At 61.6% G+C, this 16,339-nt stretch carries 17 protein-coding genes and 2 riboswitches; of the genes, 10 read left to right on the top strand and 7 right to left on the bottom strand.

Translation table 11 applies throughout. From position 1 onward, the window contains the following. Positions 1-3 precede the first annotated feature (3 nt). Entirely contained in the window at positions 4-1,086 is a 1,083-nt protein-coding gene (gene cobW, locus P3T21_RS18650; protein ID WP_429257414.1) for a cobalamin biosynthesis protein CobW, read from the bottom strand. 109 nt (positions 1,087-1,195) lie between these two features. Next, positions 1,196-1,464, bottom strand: a riboswitch (cobalamin riboswitch). Positions 1,465-1,539: 75 nt separating this feature from the next. Beyond that, positions 1,540-1,766: riboswitch (cobalamin riboswitch) on the top strand. Between the two features lie 166 nt (positions 1,767-1,932). On the opposite strand from cobW, the gene cobA reads away from it, so the two are divergent. From cobA to bluB, 5 genes are read left to right on the top strand one after another with little or no spacing between them, the layout of a single operon-like run. Then, positions 1,933-2,673: a uroporphyrinogen-III C-methyltransferase gene (gene cobA / locus P3T21_RS18645; RefSeq protein WP_429257413.1), complete on the top strand. Its 741-nt coding sequence runs from the start codon at positions 1,933-1,935 to the stop codon at positions 2,671-2,673. Then, positions 2,670-3,047, top strand: a complete 378-nt coding sequence (locus P3T21_RS18640) for a cobalamin biosynthesis protein (RefSeq protein ID WP_429257412.1) — start codon at positions 2,670-2,672, stop codon at positions 3,045-3,047. The genes cobA and P3T21_RS18640 overlap by 4 nt, the downstream gene beginning before the upstream one ends. Before the next feature lie 41 nt (positions 3,048-3,088). Next, on the top strand, positions 3,089-3,691 hold the full coding sequence (cobO, locus tag P3T21_RS18635) for a cob(I)yrinic acid a,c-diamide adenosyltransferase (RefSeq protein WP_429257411.1): 603 nt from the start codon (positions 3,089-3,091) through the stop codon (positions 3,689-3,691). A 3-nt stretch (positions 3,692-3,694) separates the two neighbouring features. After that, positions 3,695-4,993 carry a cobyrinate a,c-diamide synthase gene (locus P3T21_RS18630; RefSeq protein ID WP_429257410.1) on the top strand — a complete coding sequence of 433 codons (1,299 nt, stop codon included), beginning with the start codon at positions 3,695-3,697 and terminating at the stop codon, positions 4,991-4,993. Continuing rightward, positions 4,977-5,669 carry a 5,6-dimethylbenzimidazole synthase gene (gene bluB / locus P3T21_RS18625; protein ID WP_429257409.1) on the top strand — a complete coding sequence of 231 codons (693 nt, stop codon included), beginning with the start codon at positions 4,977-4,979 and terminating at the stop codon, positions 5,667-5,669. Before P3T21_RS18630 ends, bluB begins: the two co-directional genes overlap by 17 nt. 3 nt (positions 5,670-5,672) lie before the next feature. Here the strand turns inward: bluB and P3T21_RS18620 are convergent, their stop codons facing one another. Then, positions 5,673-6,479 (bottom strand): DeoR/GlpR family DNA-binding transcription regulator, encoded by an 807-nt coding sequence (locus P3T21_RS18620; RefSeq protein ID WP_429257408.1) that lies wholly within the window; start codon positions 6,477-6,479, stop codon positions 5,673-5,675. Between the two features lie 325 nt (positions 6,480-6,804). On the opposite strand from P3T21_RS18620, the gene P3T21_RS18615 reads away from it, so the two are divergent. Continuing rightward, positions 6,805-9,288 (top strand): GcvT family protein, encoded by a 2,484-nt coding sequence (locus P3T21_RS18615; RefSeq protein ID WP_429257407.1) that lies wholly within the window; start codon positions 6,805-6,807, stop codon positions 9,286-9,288. Between the two features lie 53 nt (positions 9,289-9,341). On the opposite strand, the gene P3T21_RS18610 is transcribed toward P3T21_RS18615, so the two are convergent. After that, a complete protein-coding gene (locus P3T21_RS18610) occupies positions 9,342-10,214 on the bottom strand; it encodes a helix-turn-helix domain-containing protein (RefSeq protein WP_429257406.1) in 873 nt (290 codons plus the stop codon). Between the two features lie 186 nt (positions 10,215-10,400). Between P3T21_RS18610 and P3T21_RS18605 the strand changes: the two genes are divergently transcribed. Further along, positions 10,401-11,294, top strand: coding sequence for an NAD(P)H-binding protein (locus tag P3T21_RS18605; RefSeq protein ID WP_429257405.1), 894 nt, complete (start codon positions 10,401-10,403; stop codon positions 11,292-11,294). A 27-nt stretch (positions 11,295-11,321) separates the two neighbouring features. Further along, positions 11,322-11,528, top strand: coding sequence for a hypothetical protein (locus P3T21_RS18600; protein ID WP_429257404.1), 207 nt, complete (start codon positions 11,322-11,324; stop codon positions 11,526-11,528). Between the two features lie 78 nt (positions 11,529-11,606). Here P3T21_RS18600 and ribA read toward each other — a convergent pair whose 3' ends face one another. Beyond that, positions 11,607-12,254 carry a GTP cyclohydrolase II gene (ribA, locus tag P3T21_RS18595; RefSeq protein WP_429257403.1) on the bottom strand — a complete coding sequence of 216 codons (648 nt, stop codon included), beginning with the start codon at positions 12,252-12,254 and terminating at the stop codon, positions 11,607-11,609. A 266-nt stretch (positions 12,255-12,520) separates the two neighbouring features. On the opposite strand from ribA, the gene P3T21_RS18590 reads away from it, so the two are divergent. Continuing rightward, positions 12,521-12,964, top strand: coding sequence for a CBS domain-containing protein (locus P3T21_RS18590; protein WP_429257402.1), 444 nt, complete (start codon positions 12,521-12,523; stop codon positions 12,962-12,964). Between the two features lie 212 nt (positions 12,965-13,176). On the opposite strand, the gene P3T21_RS18585 is transcribed toward P3T21_RS18590, so the two are convergent. Together P3T21_RS18585 and P3T21_RS18580 are read right to left on the bottom strand one after the other, a co-directional pair. Further along, positions 13,177-13,509 (bottom strand): DUF4148 domain-containing protein, encoded by a 333-nt coding sequence (locus P3T21_RS18585; protein ID WP_429257401.1) that lies wholly within the window; start codon positions 13,507-13,509, stop codon positions 13,177-13,179. Positions 13,510-13,733: 224 nt separating this feature from the next. Continuing rightward, positions 13,734-14,387 carry a DNA-3-methyladenine glycosylase gene (locus P3T21_RS18580; protein ID WP_429257400.1) on the bottom strand — a complete coding sequence of 218 codons (654 nt, stop codon included), beginning with the start codon at positions 14,385-14,387 and terminating at the stop codon, positions 13,734-13,736. 238 nt (positions 14,388-14,625) lie between these two features. Here P3T21_RS18580 and P3T21_RS18575 point away from each other — a divergent pair, with 238 nt between their 5' ends. Beyond that, on the top strand, positions 14,626-14,991 hold the full coding sequence (locus P3T21_RS18575) for a BON domain-containing protein (RefSeq protein WP_429257399.1): 366 nt from the start codon (positions 14,626-14,628) through the stop codon (positions 14,989-14,991). A 109-nt stretch (positions 14,992-15,100) separates the two neighbouring features. Here the strand turns inward: P3T21_RS18575 and P3T21_RS18570 are convergent, their stop codons facing one another. Next, complete coding sequence (locus P3T21_RS18570; RefSeq protein ID WP_429257398.1) at positions 15,101-16,255, bottom strand: acyl-CoA dehydrogenase family protein; 1,155 nt, start codon at positions 16,253-16,255, stop codon at positions 15,101-15,103. Between the last annotated feature and the right edge of the window lie 84 nt (positions 16,256-16,339).

Below are 16,339 nucleotides of genomic sequence, written 5' to 3'. Positions count from 1 at the left end.
GATTTACGCCTGTTGCACGACGTTGCGGCTGTCGCTCAAAGCGACATCGAGCGCCTGCTGCAATGCGGCCTGATCGAGGTCTTCGCCGATCAGTACAAAGCGGCTCGCGCGCGTTTCATCGGCCTGCCAGCGACGGTCGAAATAGCTGTCGAAGCGTCGTCCGACGCCTTGAATCACAAGACGCATTGCTGCGCCCGGCAATGCCGCGAAGCCTTTGACCCGGTAAATCGTGTGGCTTTCGACGAGGCTCTGCAGTGCCGCGATCGCCGCCTCACGCGACGAAACGTTCGCCTCGACCACTACCGAATCGAACTCGTCGTGATGATGATCGGCGTCGTCGGCGGAACCGTGATGGTCGTGGCGCAGATGAATGGTGTCTTCGGAAGCTGCCTCAAGACCGAGCAGTGCGTGCAGATCGAGCTGTCCCATGTGTGCACGCACAACCTTCACCTGCGGCGGGATTTCTTCACGGATCAGTGATTCCACTTCCCTTTGCCCTGCCTCGTCGAGCAGATCCGTTTTGTTCAGAATCACCAGATCGGCTGCGGACAACTGGTCTTCGAACAGTTCGTGCAACGGCGACTCGTGATCGAGATTCGGATCGGCTTTGCGCTGTGCGTCGACCGCTAGCGGATTCTCCGCGAACTGACCACTTGCCGCGGCTGGACCGTCGACTACGGTCACAACCGCATCGACCGTGAAGCTGTTTTTGATCTGCGGCCAGTTGAATGCCTGCACGAGCGGCTTCGGCAACGCAAGACCGGACGTTTCGATCAGCACGTGGTCGATCTGGTCGCGGCGTTCGACGAGTTTTTCCATCACTGGAAAAAACTCTTCCTGGACAGTGCAGCAAAGACAGCCGTTGGCGAGCTCATACAACTGGCCTTCGGCTTCACTGCCGTCTTCGTTACACCCGATGCCGCAGCCTTTGAGGATTTCGCCATCGATGCCGAGTTCGCCGAATTCGTTGACGATCACCGCGACGCGAAGGCCGCCCGCATGTTGAAGAATGTGCCGCAGCAAGGTGGTTTTGCCGCTGCCGAGGAAGCCCGTGACAATCGTGACGGGAATCTTGCGCGTCTGCATCCTGACTCCAGGGTGGTGGACTGTTGAGTAGATGGGGACGAAAAACGGCTTGCCCGGAGCAACCGGACATTCGATGAAATCGTGGACGATACGCCGCATCCCCGCGGCGTTTGCCTGTTTTTCTCGGGCCGGTATCCGGGCTGACGAAATCGCCGCTTCACCTTCCCGCGCATTTGACACGTTGCGCAGTGGACAGATACAGGCACGCTGTAATGTGCAAGTATTGAAGCCGGCTTTGCATCGCTTTTAAGCGATGCCTTCGCTTACCGTTGCGGGGGCAGCACAGGTTGGCCCGATCCGTGCAGGAAGGGCTCCCTGTTTCCCGTTTAACTGCGCGCACGGAGCGTGCGCGCGAGCACCAGAGTGCGTGCGAGTGTAGGCTTCGGCAGTGGCAACGTCAAGAAAGGGCCCGCGGCAAGGGCACTCCGGCGGGCTTTCAGGGAGTGCCTGTGATATCGTATGCGCGCGTTTGGTGCCCGCACACGCGTTCGCGTGTGCAGTTAAACGGGAAACAGGAAGCGAAGCGATTTGCTGAGCCTGTGCTGTCCCCGCAACGGTAAGCGGCCAGCGGATCATGCATCCGCACATGTCATTCAACGCCACTGCCTGCGCTGCGCAGGTGGGAAGGCGAACGGCATGCGGTCGTCAGCCCGGATACCGGCCAGACGCAAGGGGCGACCGTTGCGATCGCCGAACGCCCGATCCGCGGGGGACGGAATGAGGCGCCTGACGTGTGGCAACGCATGATTCATCTATTCGTCAAGCCGTCGATATGACGACTTCCAGGCTTTCCCTTCCCGACTGCACGCCGCGGCCTGCGCCGTGTTGCGCGCCGTGCCGTTCACTATGAGCCGCGCCTGGCTGATCGGCGCCGGTCCAGGCGACGTCGAGCTGATGACGCTCAAGGCGACGCGCGCGCTAGGCGAAGCCGACGTCGTCCTTGTCGACGATCTCGTGAATCCCGATGTGCTGCAATTCGCGCGTAAGGATGCGGAAATCGTGTACGTCGGCAAGCGCGGCGGGCAGCCGTCTACGTCGCAGTCTGGCATCGTCGAGGCCATGCTCGCGCATCTGCGCGCGGGGCGCAGCGTCGCCCGGCTGAAAGGCGGCGATCCGTTCGTGTTCGGGCGCGGCGGTGAAGAACAGCAGGCGCTGGCAGCCGTCGGCATTCACGTCGAAATCATCAACGGTATTACAGCGGGTATCGCCGCGCCCGCTGCGATCGGCATTCCTGTTACCCATCGCGATCATGCACAAGGCGTCGTTTTCGTCACCGGACACGGCGCGGGCAGCGGCGAGCCGGACTGGCGCGCGCTCGTCGCGACGCAGATGACACTGGTTGTCTATATGGGCATGCGTCGACTCAACGACATCGTCGCCGCGTTGCTGCAAGCCGGCATGCCAGCGGAAACGCCGTGCGCCGCCATCGAATCCGCCACGCGCCCCGAGCAGCGGCACGTGCGCGCGACGCTCGATACACTCGCCGCGAAAGTCGCAGAAGCCGGACTCGGCTCGCCAGCAATCGTCGTGATTGGCAGCGTGGCTGCGCTCGGCTTGCCGTATCTTCCAACTGGCGACAGCACATGAAAACGCTGACCGTCGGCATCGGAAGCAAACGCAACGCATCTGCGCAGCAGATCGAATCCGCCGTGCGCGCGGCGCTCGCGCTGGCCGGCCGTTCGCTCGACGAAGTGCTTGCGGCCGCAACGATTGATTCAAAAGCACGCGAACCCGGACTCGTCGAATTCTGCACGCGCCATGGGCTGCTGTTGCACACCTTTGCGCCCGAGCAGATCGACGCGCTAGGAGAACTGCCCACGCCTTCCGATACGGTCCGTGCGCATCTCGGCGTCGACGGCGTATGCGAACCGTGCGCACTTCTTGCATCGCCCGGCGCGAAGCTGATCGTCTCCAAAACCACGCTCGATGGCGTCACCGTCGCCATCGCATCCGCACACTGATTTCCGCGCAACACGAACGCCTCCCGGCACCAGGACACGCCATGAAGACAGATCCCGAATCGCATCAACGCATGACGCAACGCCGTCGCGAGGGTCACGAGAAAAAGCAGGCTTCGGCTACGGTCGAAAAAGGCCTGCTGATCGTCAACACGGGCACCGGCAAGGGAAAAACCACTGCGGCTTTCGGCATGGCCGTGCGCGTGCTCGGGCACGGCATGAAGCTCGGCGTCGTGCAGTTCATCAAGGGCGCGCTGCACACGTCCGAGCGCGATTTTCTGGGCGCGCAGGCGCACTGCGAGTTCATCACGATGGGCGACGGCTACACGTGGAATACGCAGGACCGCGACAAGGACATCGCGACCGCGCGCAAGGGCTGGGACGAAGCGCGCCGGATGATCGAAAGTGGCCACTATCAGATGGTGATTCTCGACGAGCTGAATACGGTGCTGAAGTACGAATACCTTCCGCTCGACGAAGTGCTTGGCGTGTTGAACGCGCGTCCGGACATGGTGCACGTGGTCGTCACGGGACGTCATGCGCCCGACGCATTGATCGAAGCCGCCGACCTCGTCACCGAAATGCGGATCATCAAGCATCCGTATCGCGAGCAGGGTGTGAAGGCTCAACGCGGCGTGGAATTCTGAGCGATGTCCACGTGCCCCGCCCTGTTTATCAGTGCGCCGGCGTCGGGTCAGGGCAAGACCACGATTACGGCCGGCCTCGCACGCTATCACGCGCGGTTGGGGCGGCGTGTACGCGTCTTCAAGACCGGTCCGGATTTTCTTGACCCGATGATTCTTGCGCGCGCCAGCGGCGCGCCGGTGCAATCGCTCGACCTGTGGATGGTCGGCGAAGGCGCGTGCCGCGCACTGCTGGCCGAAGCGGCTGGAAACGCCGATGTGATCCTGATCGAAGGCGTCATGGGTCTTTACGACGGCACGCCTTCCAGCGCCGATCTGGCGACCACATTCAACGTGCCTGTCGTCGGCGTGATTTCGGCGAAGGCGATGGCGCAGACTTTTGGCGCAATCTCGTTCGGGCTCGCGAACTATCGGCCAGGCGTGCCGTTTCATGGCGTGTTCGCCAATCGCGTCGGTTCACCGCGGCATGCGCAGATGCTCGAAGAGGCATTGCCCTCCGGTCTGCGCTGGATGGGACACATCGCGAGCACGAGCGACATCGAATTGCCGGACCGGCATCTCGGTCTGCATCAGGCAGACGAAATCGCCGACCTCGACGCCCGCATCGATCGCGCGGCCGATGCGCTCTCGACGACGACGCTCGCCGAACTGCCGCCGCCGGTCGATTTTGGCGCGCCGGCACGCGAGGTGTTGCCGCGTTTGCTCGACGGCATGCAGATCGCCATTGCGCGTGATGCGGCGTTTTCGTTCATCTATCCCGCCAACGTCACGCTACTCGAAACGCTCGGTGCGAACGTCATGTTTTTTTCGCCGCTCGCCAATGAACCCGCGCCGGAAACTGCCGATGCGCTCTGGCTTCCCGGCGGCTATCCGGAACTGCATGCGCAGACGCTTTCGCGCAATACGCTAAGCGCCACATCGATTCGCGCGCACGCCGCTGCCGGCAAAACACTGATTGCCGAATGCGGCGGCATGCTGTATTTGCTGGATACGCTAACCGACACCAGCGGCGCACGCACACCGATGCTCGGCCTGCTGCCTGGCCACGCGACGATGCAGCCTCGTCTCGCTTCGCTTGGCATGCAGCAGATCAACGGCACGCACGGCGCGATGACCGGGCACACGTTCCACTACTCACATCTGGAAACCACGATGACGCCGCTAACGACAGCTGTCCGCGCGCAATCCGCTGCGCCGGGTGAAGCCGTGTTCCGGGCAGGCAATATCGTCGCGACGTACATGCACAGTTACTGGCCCTCCAACCCGGCTTTCACAGCAGCACTCTTTCATGGCGAAGCGTTTTAGCGATCCGGATCGCGCGGCCGTTTACCGCGCCATTCACGAGCGGCGTGACATGCGGCACTTTCTTGATGAGCCGGTCGATCCCGTCGTTTTGAAGCGTCTGCTGGACGCTGCACATCACGCACCCAGCGTAGGCTTCATGCAGCCATGGCGCATTGCTCGCATTACCGATGCTTCACTGCGCGTCGCGCTGCACGCCGCAGTGGAACGCGAGCGGCTCAACACCGCCGACGCACTCGGCAAGCGACGCGACGAGTTCATGAAGCTGAAGGTGGAAGGCATGCTCGAGTGTGGCGAGCTGCTTGTCATGGCGCTCATGGACGATCGCGAGAAACATATTTTCGGCCGACGCACGCTGCCGGAAATGGATCTTGCGTCTGTTGCCTGCGCGATCCAGAACATGTGGCTCGCCGCGCGCGCGGAAGGACTCGGGATGGGATGGGTCTCGCTCTTCGACGTCGACGAAGTGCGTGCGCTGCTGCGCATGCCGGCAGGTGCGCGGCCGGTCGGCATTCTGTGTTTAGGCCACGTCGATGCGTTTTACGATCAACCAATGCTGGAAACCGAACGCTGGGCGTCGCGCATGCCGCTCGAAGAATGCGTGTTCGAGAACTGCTGGCCGGACAACGGCGAGCACGGCAACGACGACGACGGTAAAAGCAACTTCAACGACGTATAACGCTCACGCGAGCGTCGCCGCCGCGTCGCCCGACTCCACGTTGGCGTGCGGCGCACCAGTCAGCACCTTCAAACCAGCCGCCGAAAACGCCTCAGCAGGCTCTGGCGGCAACGCTGCATCGGTTACCAGCAGATCGAGTTCGTCTGGGTTGAACGCCCGCACCAGCGCGCTGTGCCCGAATTTCGCGTGATCCGCGGCCACGACGCGCTGCTCGGCCTGCGCAAACGCAGCCTGCGCGAACGCGGCATCCCACGGCAAAGAATCCATCAATCGGCCGCGGTTGTCGATCGCCGTCACAGAGACGATCGCGTAGCGAACGTGGAACTGGCGGATAAACGTCAACACGTTCTCACCGAAGGCGGATGCATCGTCCGGACGCAGTTCGCCGCCCGTCATGAACACGCGGTTTTCGTTGCGCGGCGCGAGCGTGCGCGCGATCTCGGCGGAATTCGTCACGACAGTCAGGCGCGAATGCGCACTCAAGGCCTGCGCGATATGAACGCATGTGGTGCCGCTGTCGAGAATCAGCGAATCGCCGTCCTCGATCAGATCGCCAATGCGCGCAGCAATGATCTGCTTGCCCTCACGGTTTTCCTGCATGCGGCGCTGGAACGGGGGCTCGTCGAGATGCTCGGGCAGCATGATGCCGCCGTGAACCTTGACGAGCAGCCCGTCGCTGATCAGCGGCTTGATGGTGCGACGAACGGTTTCGTCGGACACGTCGAAGAGACTGGCCAGCCCGGTAATCGTGCACGTCTGCTGCGACCGCACGATGCGCATGATTTCAGCCTGGCGTTGGGTCGGGAACATGAGCGTTGCTGTTGGGAACGAGTGACGTGGTCTGGATCCGGGCAGTCTAGCAAAGGTCTGGGAAAGCGGAAAGCCCGATTCCTCGCATTTCAACATAAATCAACAATCACAGGTGTTTCAACCTGCCCACCTTATATTTCCGCCTGAATGCGCGTGGATATGGGTCAGGCCGCCTATCTCATCTCATCGCCGTTAACCGGACATACGCTCACAACCGCAGCCCGACACGTATTTCGCCACGCCAGCTTGCATTTCCCGTCATCCTCCTGCAACATACTTCCTCGAATATCCACACATTCCCACATTCATCGACGGAACGCGACACATGGCAACCACCCTTCCCCAGCACGCACGCGTGGTGATCGTCGGCGGCGGTATCGTCGGCTGTTCCGTCGCGTACCACCTGACGAAGCTGGGCTGGACCGACGTCGTGCTGATCGAACAGGGCCAGCTGTCGTGCGGTACGACGTGGCACGCAGCCGGGCTCGTCGGCCAGTTGCGCGCGCAGGAAAGCCTGACGAAACTGATCCGCTATTCGACCGCCCTCTACGCCCGGCTCGAGGCTGAAACAGGGCTTGGCACGGGCTGGAAACAGTGCGGATCGCTGTCGGTCGCGCGGACAGCCGAACGCATGACACAGTTAAAACGCACGGCCGCCGTAGCGCGCGCATACGGCGTCGACTGCGACGTGATCGGTCCGAAAGACGCTGGCGAGTTGTGGCCGGTGATGCGCACCGACGATCTGCTCGGCGCCGTCTGGCTGCCCGGCGATGGCAAGGCGAATCCGACCGATCTCACGCAGGCGCTCGCGCGCGGCGCGCGGAGCGGCGGCGCGCGCATCGTCGAGAACACGCGCGTGACCGCGATCCACACGCGGCCTGCGGCGTCCGGCGGCCGCGAAGCGTGCGGCCTCGCGTGGCGCAACAAGGACGGCGAGGAAGGCACGATCGAAGCGGAAGTCATCGTCAACTGCGCCGGCCAATGGGCGAAAGCGATCGGACGTCTATGCGGCGTGACCGTCCCGCTGCATTCGGCTGAGCATTACTACATCGTCACTGAGCGCATCGCGGGCGTGCATCCGGATCTGCCCGTGATGCGCGACCCGGACGGCTTCATCTACTTCAAGGAGGAAGTCGGCGGCCTCGTCATGGGTGGCTTCGAGCCAGACGCGAAACCGTGGGGCATGAACGGCATCCCGGAGAATTTCGAATTCCAGTTGCTGCCGGACGACTGGGATCAATTCCAGATCCTGATGGAAAACGCGTTGCAGCGCGTGCCTGCGCTCGAAACCGCGCAGGTCAGGCAGTTCTACAACGGACCGGAATCGTTCACCCCCGACAACAATTTCATACTTGGCGAAGCGCCCGAACTGAAACGCTTTTTCGTCGGCGCGGGTTTCAACTCGATGGGGATCGCGTCGGCGGGCGGCGCCGGAATGGCGCTTGCGGAGTGGATCGTCGCGGGTGAGCCGACGATGGACCTGTGGCCTGTCGATATCCGCCGTTTCGCGCGCTTTAACGGCAACGACGCGTGGCTGCACGATCGCGTGAAGGAGACGCTCGGGCTGCACTATGCGATGCCCTGGCCGAATCGGGAACTTGAGAGTGCGCGGCCATTCCGCCGTTCGCCGCTCTATGCGCTGCTTAAGGAAGATGGTGCGTGTTTCGGCAGCAAGATGGGCTGGGAGCGCGCGAATTTCTTTGCGCCAACGCCTGCCGAAGCGCATATCGAATACGCGTTCGGGCAGCAAAACTGGCTGGCGTGGAGCGGCGCGGAACATCGCGCGTGTCGCGAAGCCGTCGCGCTCTTCGACATGACGTCGTTCTCCAAATTTCTCGTGAAAGGTCGGGATGCGGAGGCGGTGCTGCAAGGCATCGTCGCTAACGATGTCGCGGTGCCGCCGGGCACGACGGTTTATACCGGCATGCTCAACGAACGCGGCACGTATGAGTCGGACTTCACGCTCACGCGGCTCACCGATGATCAATATCTGATCGTCACCGGTTCAGCGCAGACCACGCGCGATTTCGACGCGATCGAGAAGCTCATTGCAGAGGACAAACATTGCACGCTCGTCGATATCACCGGGCAATATGCGGTGCTCGCTGTGATGGGTCCGAATTCCCGCGCGTTATTGCAGCGTGTTTCTAAAGCTGATTTTAGTCACGAGGCGTTCGCGTTTGGGCAAAGCCGGGAGGTCGATATCGGTTATGCCACCGTGCGGGCTACGCGGCTGACTTACGTCGGTGAGCTGGGTTGGGAGTTGTATGTGCCTGTCGAGTTTGCCGTCGGCGTTTATGAGACTTTGCATGCCGCTGGCCGTGAGTTTGGGCTTGTGAACGCCGGGTATTACGCGATCGATTCGCTTCGGATCGAAAAGGGTTATCGGGCCTGGGGGCGTGAGCTTACGCCGGATTCGAATCCCTTTGAGGCCGGGTTGGGGTTTGCCTGCAAGCTGGAAAATGGTATTGATTTTCGCGGGCGCGAGGCGCTTTTGAAATTGCGGGATGAGCCTTTGCGGCGGCGGATGGTCGTGCTTACTGTTGACGGTGCTAGCGACCGGATGCTTTGGGGTGGAGAGGCTATCTTGCGCGATGGCGTTGTTGTCGGGTTTGTTTCTTCAGCTGCGTTTGGGCACAGCCTTGGGTGTCCTGTTGCTATGGGTTTTGTTTCGAATTCTGCTGGCGCGGTGGATGAGGTTTTTTTATCCAGTGGACGGTTCTCTGTTGACCTGGCCGGGGAGGTTTTGTCTGCGACGCTGCATGTTAAGGCGCCTTATGATCCTAAGGGGTTGCGCGTTAAAGGTTAAGGTGGGGGCGTGCTTGTAGGCGGAAGCGCACCGCGCAGCACTTCCGCGTCCATCTACGCCCGCCGGCCCGCCCTCGCTAATTCGCGTGGTGGCGCACCCAGCAGCCGGTTGACCCAGTGCGCCATGTGACTCTGGTGCGCAAAGCCCGCCTCCAGCGCAATCTGTGTGACGCTCAGTCGTCCCTCCAATAGCAACGCCTTCGCCCGCTCTACCCTCCGCTGGATCACATACCGATGGACCGGCATTCCCAACGTCTCCCGAAACAACGCCTTGAAGTGCGGTGCGCTTAAGCCCGTCACGTGCGCAAGCTCCGTTAGCGTGAGTCGCTGGTCAAGATTGCTCTCGATGTATTCGATTACCCGTGTTGCCATATGCGGCGCCAGCGTGCGTCTGCGGTCGTCGCGCTCGGGAACGCCGTCGATCAGTCGCACCACCAATGCCGTGCACAGGCTTTCTGCGTACAACGCGTCAGATGTCTCGTCCGCCTCCAGTTCTGCTCGCAATGCCCACGAAAGATGTTTCAGGCGTGGATCGCGCAGCTGGAACTGCGGGCGAAACGCTGCCCGCGAAGGGCTCACGTCCAGCTGCTCCATTGTTGTGCGCGCAAACGCATCGTCAATCCAGATCCGCAATATCGTGCAGTCAGCGTCGTCCGCCCATTCGCCGTCCAGGCCCGCCGGTATCACGTCCATGTCTCCGTGCGCCTGAATCCGTGAGACGCGTCGGCCGTTGCACAGGCAGCGTGCCCTCACCGGTGTGCCAACATGCACGCCAACGCGGTGATACGGCGCGCCCGGAATCCGGTGCGGCCCCGCCGCAATGCCCAGCAACTCCGCGCCGAACCCTCGCCAGCCCAGCGACGCGCTCGAACGCAGGCTGATCGTCCGGCCGGCAGGTGGCGTATGCAATGAGAGCGCAGCGTTCATGGCGTTTCCTTCCAGGAGGCAATCCGTGCGCTCATTGTGATGCCATTCCGGCGGATCTGCTGGCGTTCGTCACCGTGCAACACGTCGAAGAAAATCATCCGAATCTGCTCAAACCGATCCGCGCATGTGCATCCTGATTCCGCCGCGCGTCCATGATGGCTCCACAACGTCGACCAGGAGTGCCACGTGTTCGTCATCTTCGGAGCAGCAGGAAATGCAGGCCGTCTCACCGCTACCCGGCTGCGTGAAGCCGGTCTTCCCGTGCGGGCCGTTGTAAGGCGCGCGGATCAGGGCGCAGCGCTTGCCGCGCTCGGATGTGAAATCGCGCTCGCGGACCTGACGGATCTCACGTCCTTCGCGAAGGCAATCAAGGGCGCACATGCCGTGCAGATGCTGTGTCCAGTGCCGTCCGGTCACGCAAACCCCGAACACGTCATGCGCATCATGATCGATGTCGCCGCGCAGGCCCTGCGCGCTAACCCGCCGTCGCATGTGCTCGCCATTTCCGACTACGGCGCCGAACTGGACATGAATACCGGCATCACACGTCTCTTTCACTATCTCGAGCAACAGCTCAAATCGAGTGCGCCGCGCCTCACCCTGCTTCGCTCGGCGGAACACATGCAGAACTGGTCACGCATGATTCCTGTCGCGCTCTCCACCGGCGTGCTGCCAAGCCTGCATCACCCGCTCAGCAAACGCTTTCCGATGGTCGCCGCGCAGGATGTCGGCGCCGAAGCCGCGACGCTGTTGCGCGAGGGTCCACCGGCTGGCGCAACACGCATCGTCAGCATCGAAGCGATGCAGCGCGTCTCGCCGCTGGATATCGCGCGCGTGCTGCAACTGGAAACAGGACGTGAGGTCGTCGCGCGCGAACTGCCGCGCGAGCAATGGCTGCCCGCCCTGACGCGCGCCGGTCTGGGCGAGAACCACGCGAATCTCATCATGGATCTATATGACGCCCACAACGCAGGCCATATCGATATCGAAACACACGCAACCGAACGGCGCTTCGGTACCACTTCGCTTGCGGAAGTGCTCGCGCCGATCGTCAAAACGGTCGCATCGCTCGCCCAATAACCCGGCGAAACCTTCTGGAGTCACATCATGCATGCCTGCAACCGGTTGAACGCGTTGCTTGCCACGGAGCCGCCATCTGCGAAACGACCCGTGGGTAAAGCTAAACCTGCCGGCATCACAAGACGCAAGGCGATGGCATTCGCACTAAGCATCACAGGCATTACCGCCTGGCGCAGACTACGCAACCTGCTGGCACAACTTCCCGACAGCAACGACGATTTCTTTCTCCATTAATGCACCGTAAACGACAAGGCGCGCGTTACCGGCATAACCGGCAACGCGCGCCGCAGCACGCGCCCAAATGCAGCGACGTTATTCGTTTTCTTCGAAGTAGTGCCCGAACTTGACCTGCTTGGTCCGGATATAGCGCTCGTTTTCCTCGCGCGTTGGAATGGCCAGCGCTACGCGCTCACACACCGGGATGCCGTGTTTCGCGAGTGTGTCGAATTTCTTCGGGTTATTGCTCATCAGCCGCACTGACGTCACCTTCAGCAGACGCAGAATCGCCGCGGCCGAATCGTATTCACGTGCGTCATCGGGCAGACCCAGATCGAGGTTGGCTTCGACGGTGTCGCGCCCCTGCTCCTGCAGCGCGTACGCGCGAATCTTGTTGCTGAGGCCAATGCCGCGCCCTTCGTGGCCGCGCAGATACAGCAGCACGCCGCACCCTTCGGCCGCGATATAACGCAGCGCCTGATCGAGCTGCTCGCCGCAGTCGCAACGATACGAGCCGAGCACGTCGCCCGTCAGGCATTCCGAATGCAGGCGCGTCAACACCGATTTGCCGGTCGTGACGTCGCCCATCACCAGCGCGAGATGTTCGGCTCCGTTCTCGACGACGCGAAAGACATACGACGTGAACGTGCCGTAGCGGGTGGGAAGCGTAGCGGTGGCGTCGAGCACGACGCATTCGCTATCGTCGGATGCGCAGTTCGTGGACGGTACGTGAGGCGTGGACATGGCGTTAGACAAGGATGCTGGCAAAATCCGGTGCATGGCCGGGATGAAACCCGGAGATCGATTCCGGCGTTGAAACCGGATCAAGGTTGGACTGGAGTTTACCGCTAATCGCCATCGGGCATCGATACAACCCCACAGAACCCCGTGCTTCGGCCGAAAGCGCCACACGTCATACGCAACACCAGACGACGCCTATACTGGAATAGCCTGTCCACACGACAGCGCGCCACCCACCGACGTGCTGCATTGCGATACGGAGCCGCTCCATGACAAGCGTTGCACAAGTACTCAGAACGAAGCCACACAACACCGTTTACACGGTTTCAACAGGTGATTCCGTCTACGACGCGATCAAACTGATGGCGGAAAAACAGATTGGCGCACTGGTCGTCACGGAAGGCGACAGCATCGCCGGAATCATCACCGAGCGGGATTACGCGAGAAAGATCGTGCTGATGGACCGGTCGTCGAAGGCGACGCCCGTGCGCGACATCATGAGCCGCGCGGTGCGTTTCGTGCGCCCGGAGCAGACGACCGAGGACTGTATGGCGATCATGACCGACTTCCGCATGCGCCATCTTCCTGTGATCGACAAGGAAAAACTCGTCGGCATGGTGTCGATCGGCGATCTGGTGAAGAACATCATCGAGGAGCAGCAGTTCACGATCCGGCAACTGGAGCTGTACATCACCGGAGAACGTCCTACGTAGCCTGCCTCGGGGCCAGCGACGAAAAAGAGCCCAAGCCGGAAGGGTTGGGCGAAGCCACCCTGTCGGGCGGCGGAGGTTCGTCGATGTAAGTTACGCCGGCTTTCGCCGGTGGGCGTCGGCACGTCCACTGGCGAAGGCCGGTCAGGCGTGCCTCAGCGGCGCGCCCCGTCCCATGGCTGTTCGGCCACAGCTACCCGGCTGATACCCGATGCCTAGTTGCCGAAATAGACATTCCGTTGTTGCGGCGTCTGGGCAGTTGCTGCGCCCGACTGCGACGAGCCGTTCGTGGCTGCACCGTAACCGCTCGTGTCGGCGACCGGGGCCTGCGCGGTAGCGGTGTTTTGCGCATTGACGCGCTGTTCGGCTGCCTGGATATCGGCCGGGTATTGCGGATCGCGGCGAGCCGGGTCGTAGCCCGCCTGTTCGAGCTGGATCAGCTGCTGGCGAACTTCCGCGCGGGTCACGGGCTGGTTCGACTGGGCAAACGAAATAACCGGTGCAGCAAGGACAGTAGCAACAACAACGGCCTTGATCAGGGATTTCATGACTTACCTCCAGAACTTTGTTTTTTGCCTTCGCGGGACACACCACGTGTCGAGCGAACAAGTTCAGTGTAGTCACCGCCTAAACAAGGGAAAACCCCTATTTCGGATATAAACACTTGCGATATTCGCAAGAATGCCGGTTTGACTTCCAACTGTAAGCCATCGTTACCAAGAATTACCGTAATAATCGCAGGCTTCGTAAGCGAGTGAAGGACATGCCCGCTTCATACACCCTGGACCGGAATCGAAGCCGGCAACAGGAGCCGTCGCGGGCCGCTCACGTACACGCTGCCCGGCACATAAAAGCGTAGCGGTTGATGCATTTCGCGTGAAAGGCCGATCCGTTTCGTGGCCGCAACGGGCAGGCTCGCCTCGCCGTCTCCCTTGCCGATCCATAAATCCCGCCCCGTGCACAGATCGCGGCCGTCGAACGACTGACCTATGCCGAACGCCATGGTGAGCCGTCCCGGACCGCGCGCGAGATCACGCAGCGGCACACCTTCCCGCCGGGTTTCCATGAGCGGGATGCCTTCGACGGGTTCGACTGCGCGCAGCAGGACGCCCGCGCCGATCTCTGCGGTTTCGCTGGACATATTGAGCATGTACGCTGTGCCATATGTCAGCCGCACATAGGCGTGGCCGCGTTCGAGGAACAACGAGCCGTTATACGGGCGGCGCCCGAGAAACGCGTGGCTTGTGGAATCGCCCACCGGATACGCCTCGATTTCGACGATTCGCCCGCTTATACGTCCATCCGGCACGTCGTGCACCAGGTATTTGCCCACCATGAAGCGGGCCAGTTCGACCGTGTCGAAAGGCAGTTCTTCGCGCCGAAGCGGCACGATCCGCCCGGTTTTCGGTGTGATGCGTTGCGTCAAAGCCTCATTTCCTGGTCGCGTGGCGGTCACTATGGCACCATTTGAGGTATGTTTACCTTCCGGCGCATCCGGATAAGCATACCGGCGGCCGTTTTAGCGCTTCTGTCCGCATTATCGCCAGACCCAACGCAATATCAGCAACACAGTTCCATCGCGACTCAATCCAGAAGTACTTTGGTGGTGTAGTGCAACGGTTCCGCCCGGGACCACGCAAAATTGTGACAACAGGAGAAAATGCATGAAGGCAATCCACGCAATCAAACTGGCAGGTAGCGCACTTCTCGTCGTGGCATCGATCAGCGCTTACGCTCAGGCAAGCGATGCAACCGCTCCCGATACGTCGACGACAGCTGGCGCCAAGCAGCAATACAAGGCGACCAAGGCAGCAAACCGCGCGCTCCAGAAGAAGGTGCGTGCAGCGCTGTCGAAGACGAAGGGCGTGAGCGTCGCTAACATCACCGTTCGCGCACGCGACGGCGCCGTCACCCTGGAAGGCACGGTGCCGGAGCAGGCGCAAAGCGACAAGGCGACGGAAGTTGCCAAGGGCGTAGCGGGCGTGTCGTCCGTGAAGAATGCGCTGTCGATCCGTCCGGAAGGGACGTAATACAGCGGGCTGGTTGACCCCGGCCACACGCCGCCCCCTAAAGGGGCGGCGTTTTTATTTGCGCGTCCGTTCACCCGGCTCTTTTCGCGCGCGCCTTTAGATCACGCTTCTAACCTGCGAAACTGCGTTGCATTTCGCGCGCGATCACAATCTGCTGGATCTGCGTCGTGCCTTCGTAGATGCGGAACAGCCGCACATCGCGATAGAACCGCTCGATGCCGTATTCGCTCATATAGCCCGCGCCGCCGAAAATCTGCACAGCCCGGTCGGCCACGCGTCCGCACATTTCTGTCGCGAACATCTTCGCGCACGACGATTCGCTCGTGACCTTCTCGCCCGCATCGCGCCGACGCGCCGCGTCGACGATCATGCAGCGCGACGCATAGATTTCCGCCTGGCTGTCGGCGAGCATCGCCTGGATGAGTTCGAATTCGACGATAGCCTTGCCAAACTGCTTGCGCTCCATTGCGTAGCGCAGCGCATCGGCGAGCATCCGTTCAGCCGCGCCCGTCGCGACAGCGGCAATATGCAGGCGTCCTTTGTCGAGCACCTTCATCGCCGTCCTGAAGCCCACGCCCTCCTTTGCGCCGATGAGGTTTTCTGCCGGTACGCGGCAGTTGTCGAAGATCACGTCGCAGGTATGCGCGCCCTTCTGGCCCATCTTGCGGTCGATCTTGCCGAGCGACAGCCCCGGCGTACCCGCTTCGACGACGAACGCCGAAATCGCGCTCGCGCCCTTGCCCGCCGGGTCCGTGCGCGCCATCACGGTGAAGAGCCCGGCTTCCGGCGCGTTCGTGATAAAGCGCTTGGTGCCGTTCAGTACATAGTGGTCGCCATCGCGTGCGGCGGTGGTCCGCAGCGACGCGGCATCCGAGCCTGCTTCCGGTTCGGTGAGACAGAATGAGCCGATCAGGTCGCCCGAAGCGAGACGCGGCAAGTACTTTTCCTTTTGCGCAGGCGTTCCGTCGATCACAATGCCGGTTGAGCCGATGCCGTTGTTGCTGCCGATCGCCGACCGGAATGCAGGCGACGTCTTGCCCAGTTCCATGGCGGCAAGGACCTCCTCTTCCATCGTCAGGCCGAGGCCACCATACTCCTCCGGTAGACAGAGACCGAAGAGACCGAGATCCTTCATTTCCTGTAGCAGCCCGGCTGGAATCTGGTCGGTCTCGGCGACGATATCCTCGTTTGGCACGAGTCGCTCCCGTACAAAGCGGCTGATGCTGTCGAGCAACATGTTCAACGTTTCCTGACTGCGGATCACAGCGTCTCCTTAAGAATGCGTCTTCATCACTTCACCATAACTGTTTTATTTTAATGGAGCGGATGGTCAGCCTTATCGGGTATG

The sequence above is a fragment of the Paraburkholderia sp. GAS334 genome (assembly GCF_050436625.1).
GTDB lineage: Bacteria > Pseudomonadota > Gammaproteobacteria > Burkholderiales > Burkholderiaceae > Paraburkholderia.
Note: the sequence above shows the minus strand (reverse complement) of the source record. Positions and strands in the feature narration are given on the sequence as shown.

Excerpts from the sequence above, each read along its gene's own strand:
- cobW (WP_429257414.1), bottom strand. The coding sequence starts at position 1,086 with ATGCAGACGCGCAAGATTCCCGTCACGATTGTCACGGGCTTCCTCGGC.
- cobA (WP_429257413.1), top strand. The coding sequence starts at position 1,933 with ATGAGCCGCGCCTGGCTGATCGGCGCCGGTCCAGGCGACGTCGAGCTG.
- P3T21_RS18640 (WP_429257412.1), top strand. The coding sequence starts at position 2,670 with ATGAAAACGCTGACCGTCGGCATCGGAAGCAAACGCAACGCATCTGCG.
- cobO (WP_429257411.1), top strand. The coding sequence starts at position 3,089 with ATGAAGACAGATCCCGAATCGCATCAACGCATGACGCAACGCCGTCGC.
- P3T21_RS18630 (WP_429257410.1), top strand. The coding sequence starts at position 3,695 with ATGTCCACGTGCCCCGCCCTGTTTATCAGTGCGCCGGCGTCGGGTCAG.
- bluB (WP_429257409.1), top strand. The coding sequence starts at position 4,977 with ATGGCGAAGCGTTTTAGCGATCCGGATCGCGCGGCCGTTTACCGCGCC.
- P3T21_RS18620 (WP_429257408.1), bottom strand. The coding sequence starts at position 6,479 with ATGTTCCCGACCCAACGCCAGGCTGAAATCATGCGCATCGTGCGGTCG.
- P3T21_RS18615 (WP_429257407.1), top strand. The coding sequence starts at position 6,805 with ATGGCAACCACCCTTCCCCAGCACGCACGCGTGGTGATCGTCGGCGGC.
- P3T21_RS18610 (WP_429257406.1), bottom strand. The coding sequence starts at position 10,214 with ATGAACGCTGCGCTCTCATTGCATACGCCACCTGCCGGCCGGACGATC.
- P3T21_RS18600 (WP_429257404.1), top strand. The coding sequence starts at position 11,322 with ATGCATGCCTGCAACCGGTTGAACGCGTTGCTTGCCACGGAGCCGCCA.
- ribA (WP_429257403.1), bottom strand. The coding sequence starts at position 12,254 with ATGTCCACGCCTCACGTACCGTCCACGAACTGCGCATCCGACGATAGC.
- P3T21_RS18590 (WP_429257402.1), top strand. The coding sequence starts at position 12,521 with ATGACAAGCGTTGCACAAGTACTCAGAACGAAGCCACACAACACCGTT.
- P3T21_RS18585 (WP_429257401.1), bottom strand. The coding sequence starts at position 13,509 with ATGAAATCCCTGATCAAGGCCGTTGTTGTTGCTACTGTCCTTGCTGCA.
- P3T21_RS18575 (WP_429257399.1), top strand. The coding sequence starts at position 14,626 with ATGAAGGCAATCCACGCAATCAAACTGGCAGGTAGCGCACTTCTCGTC.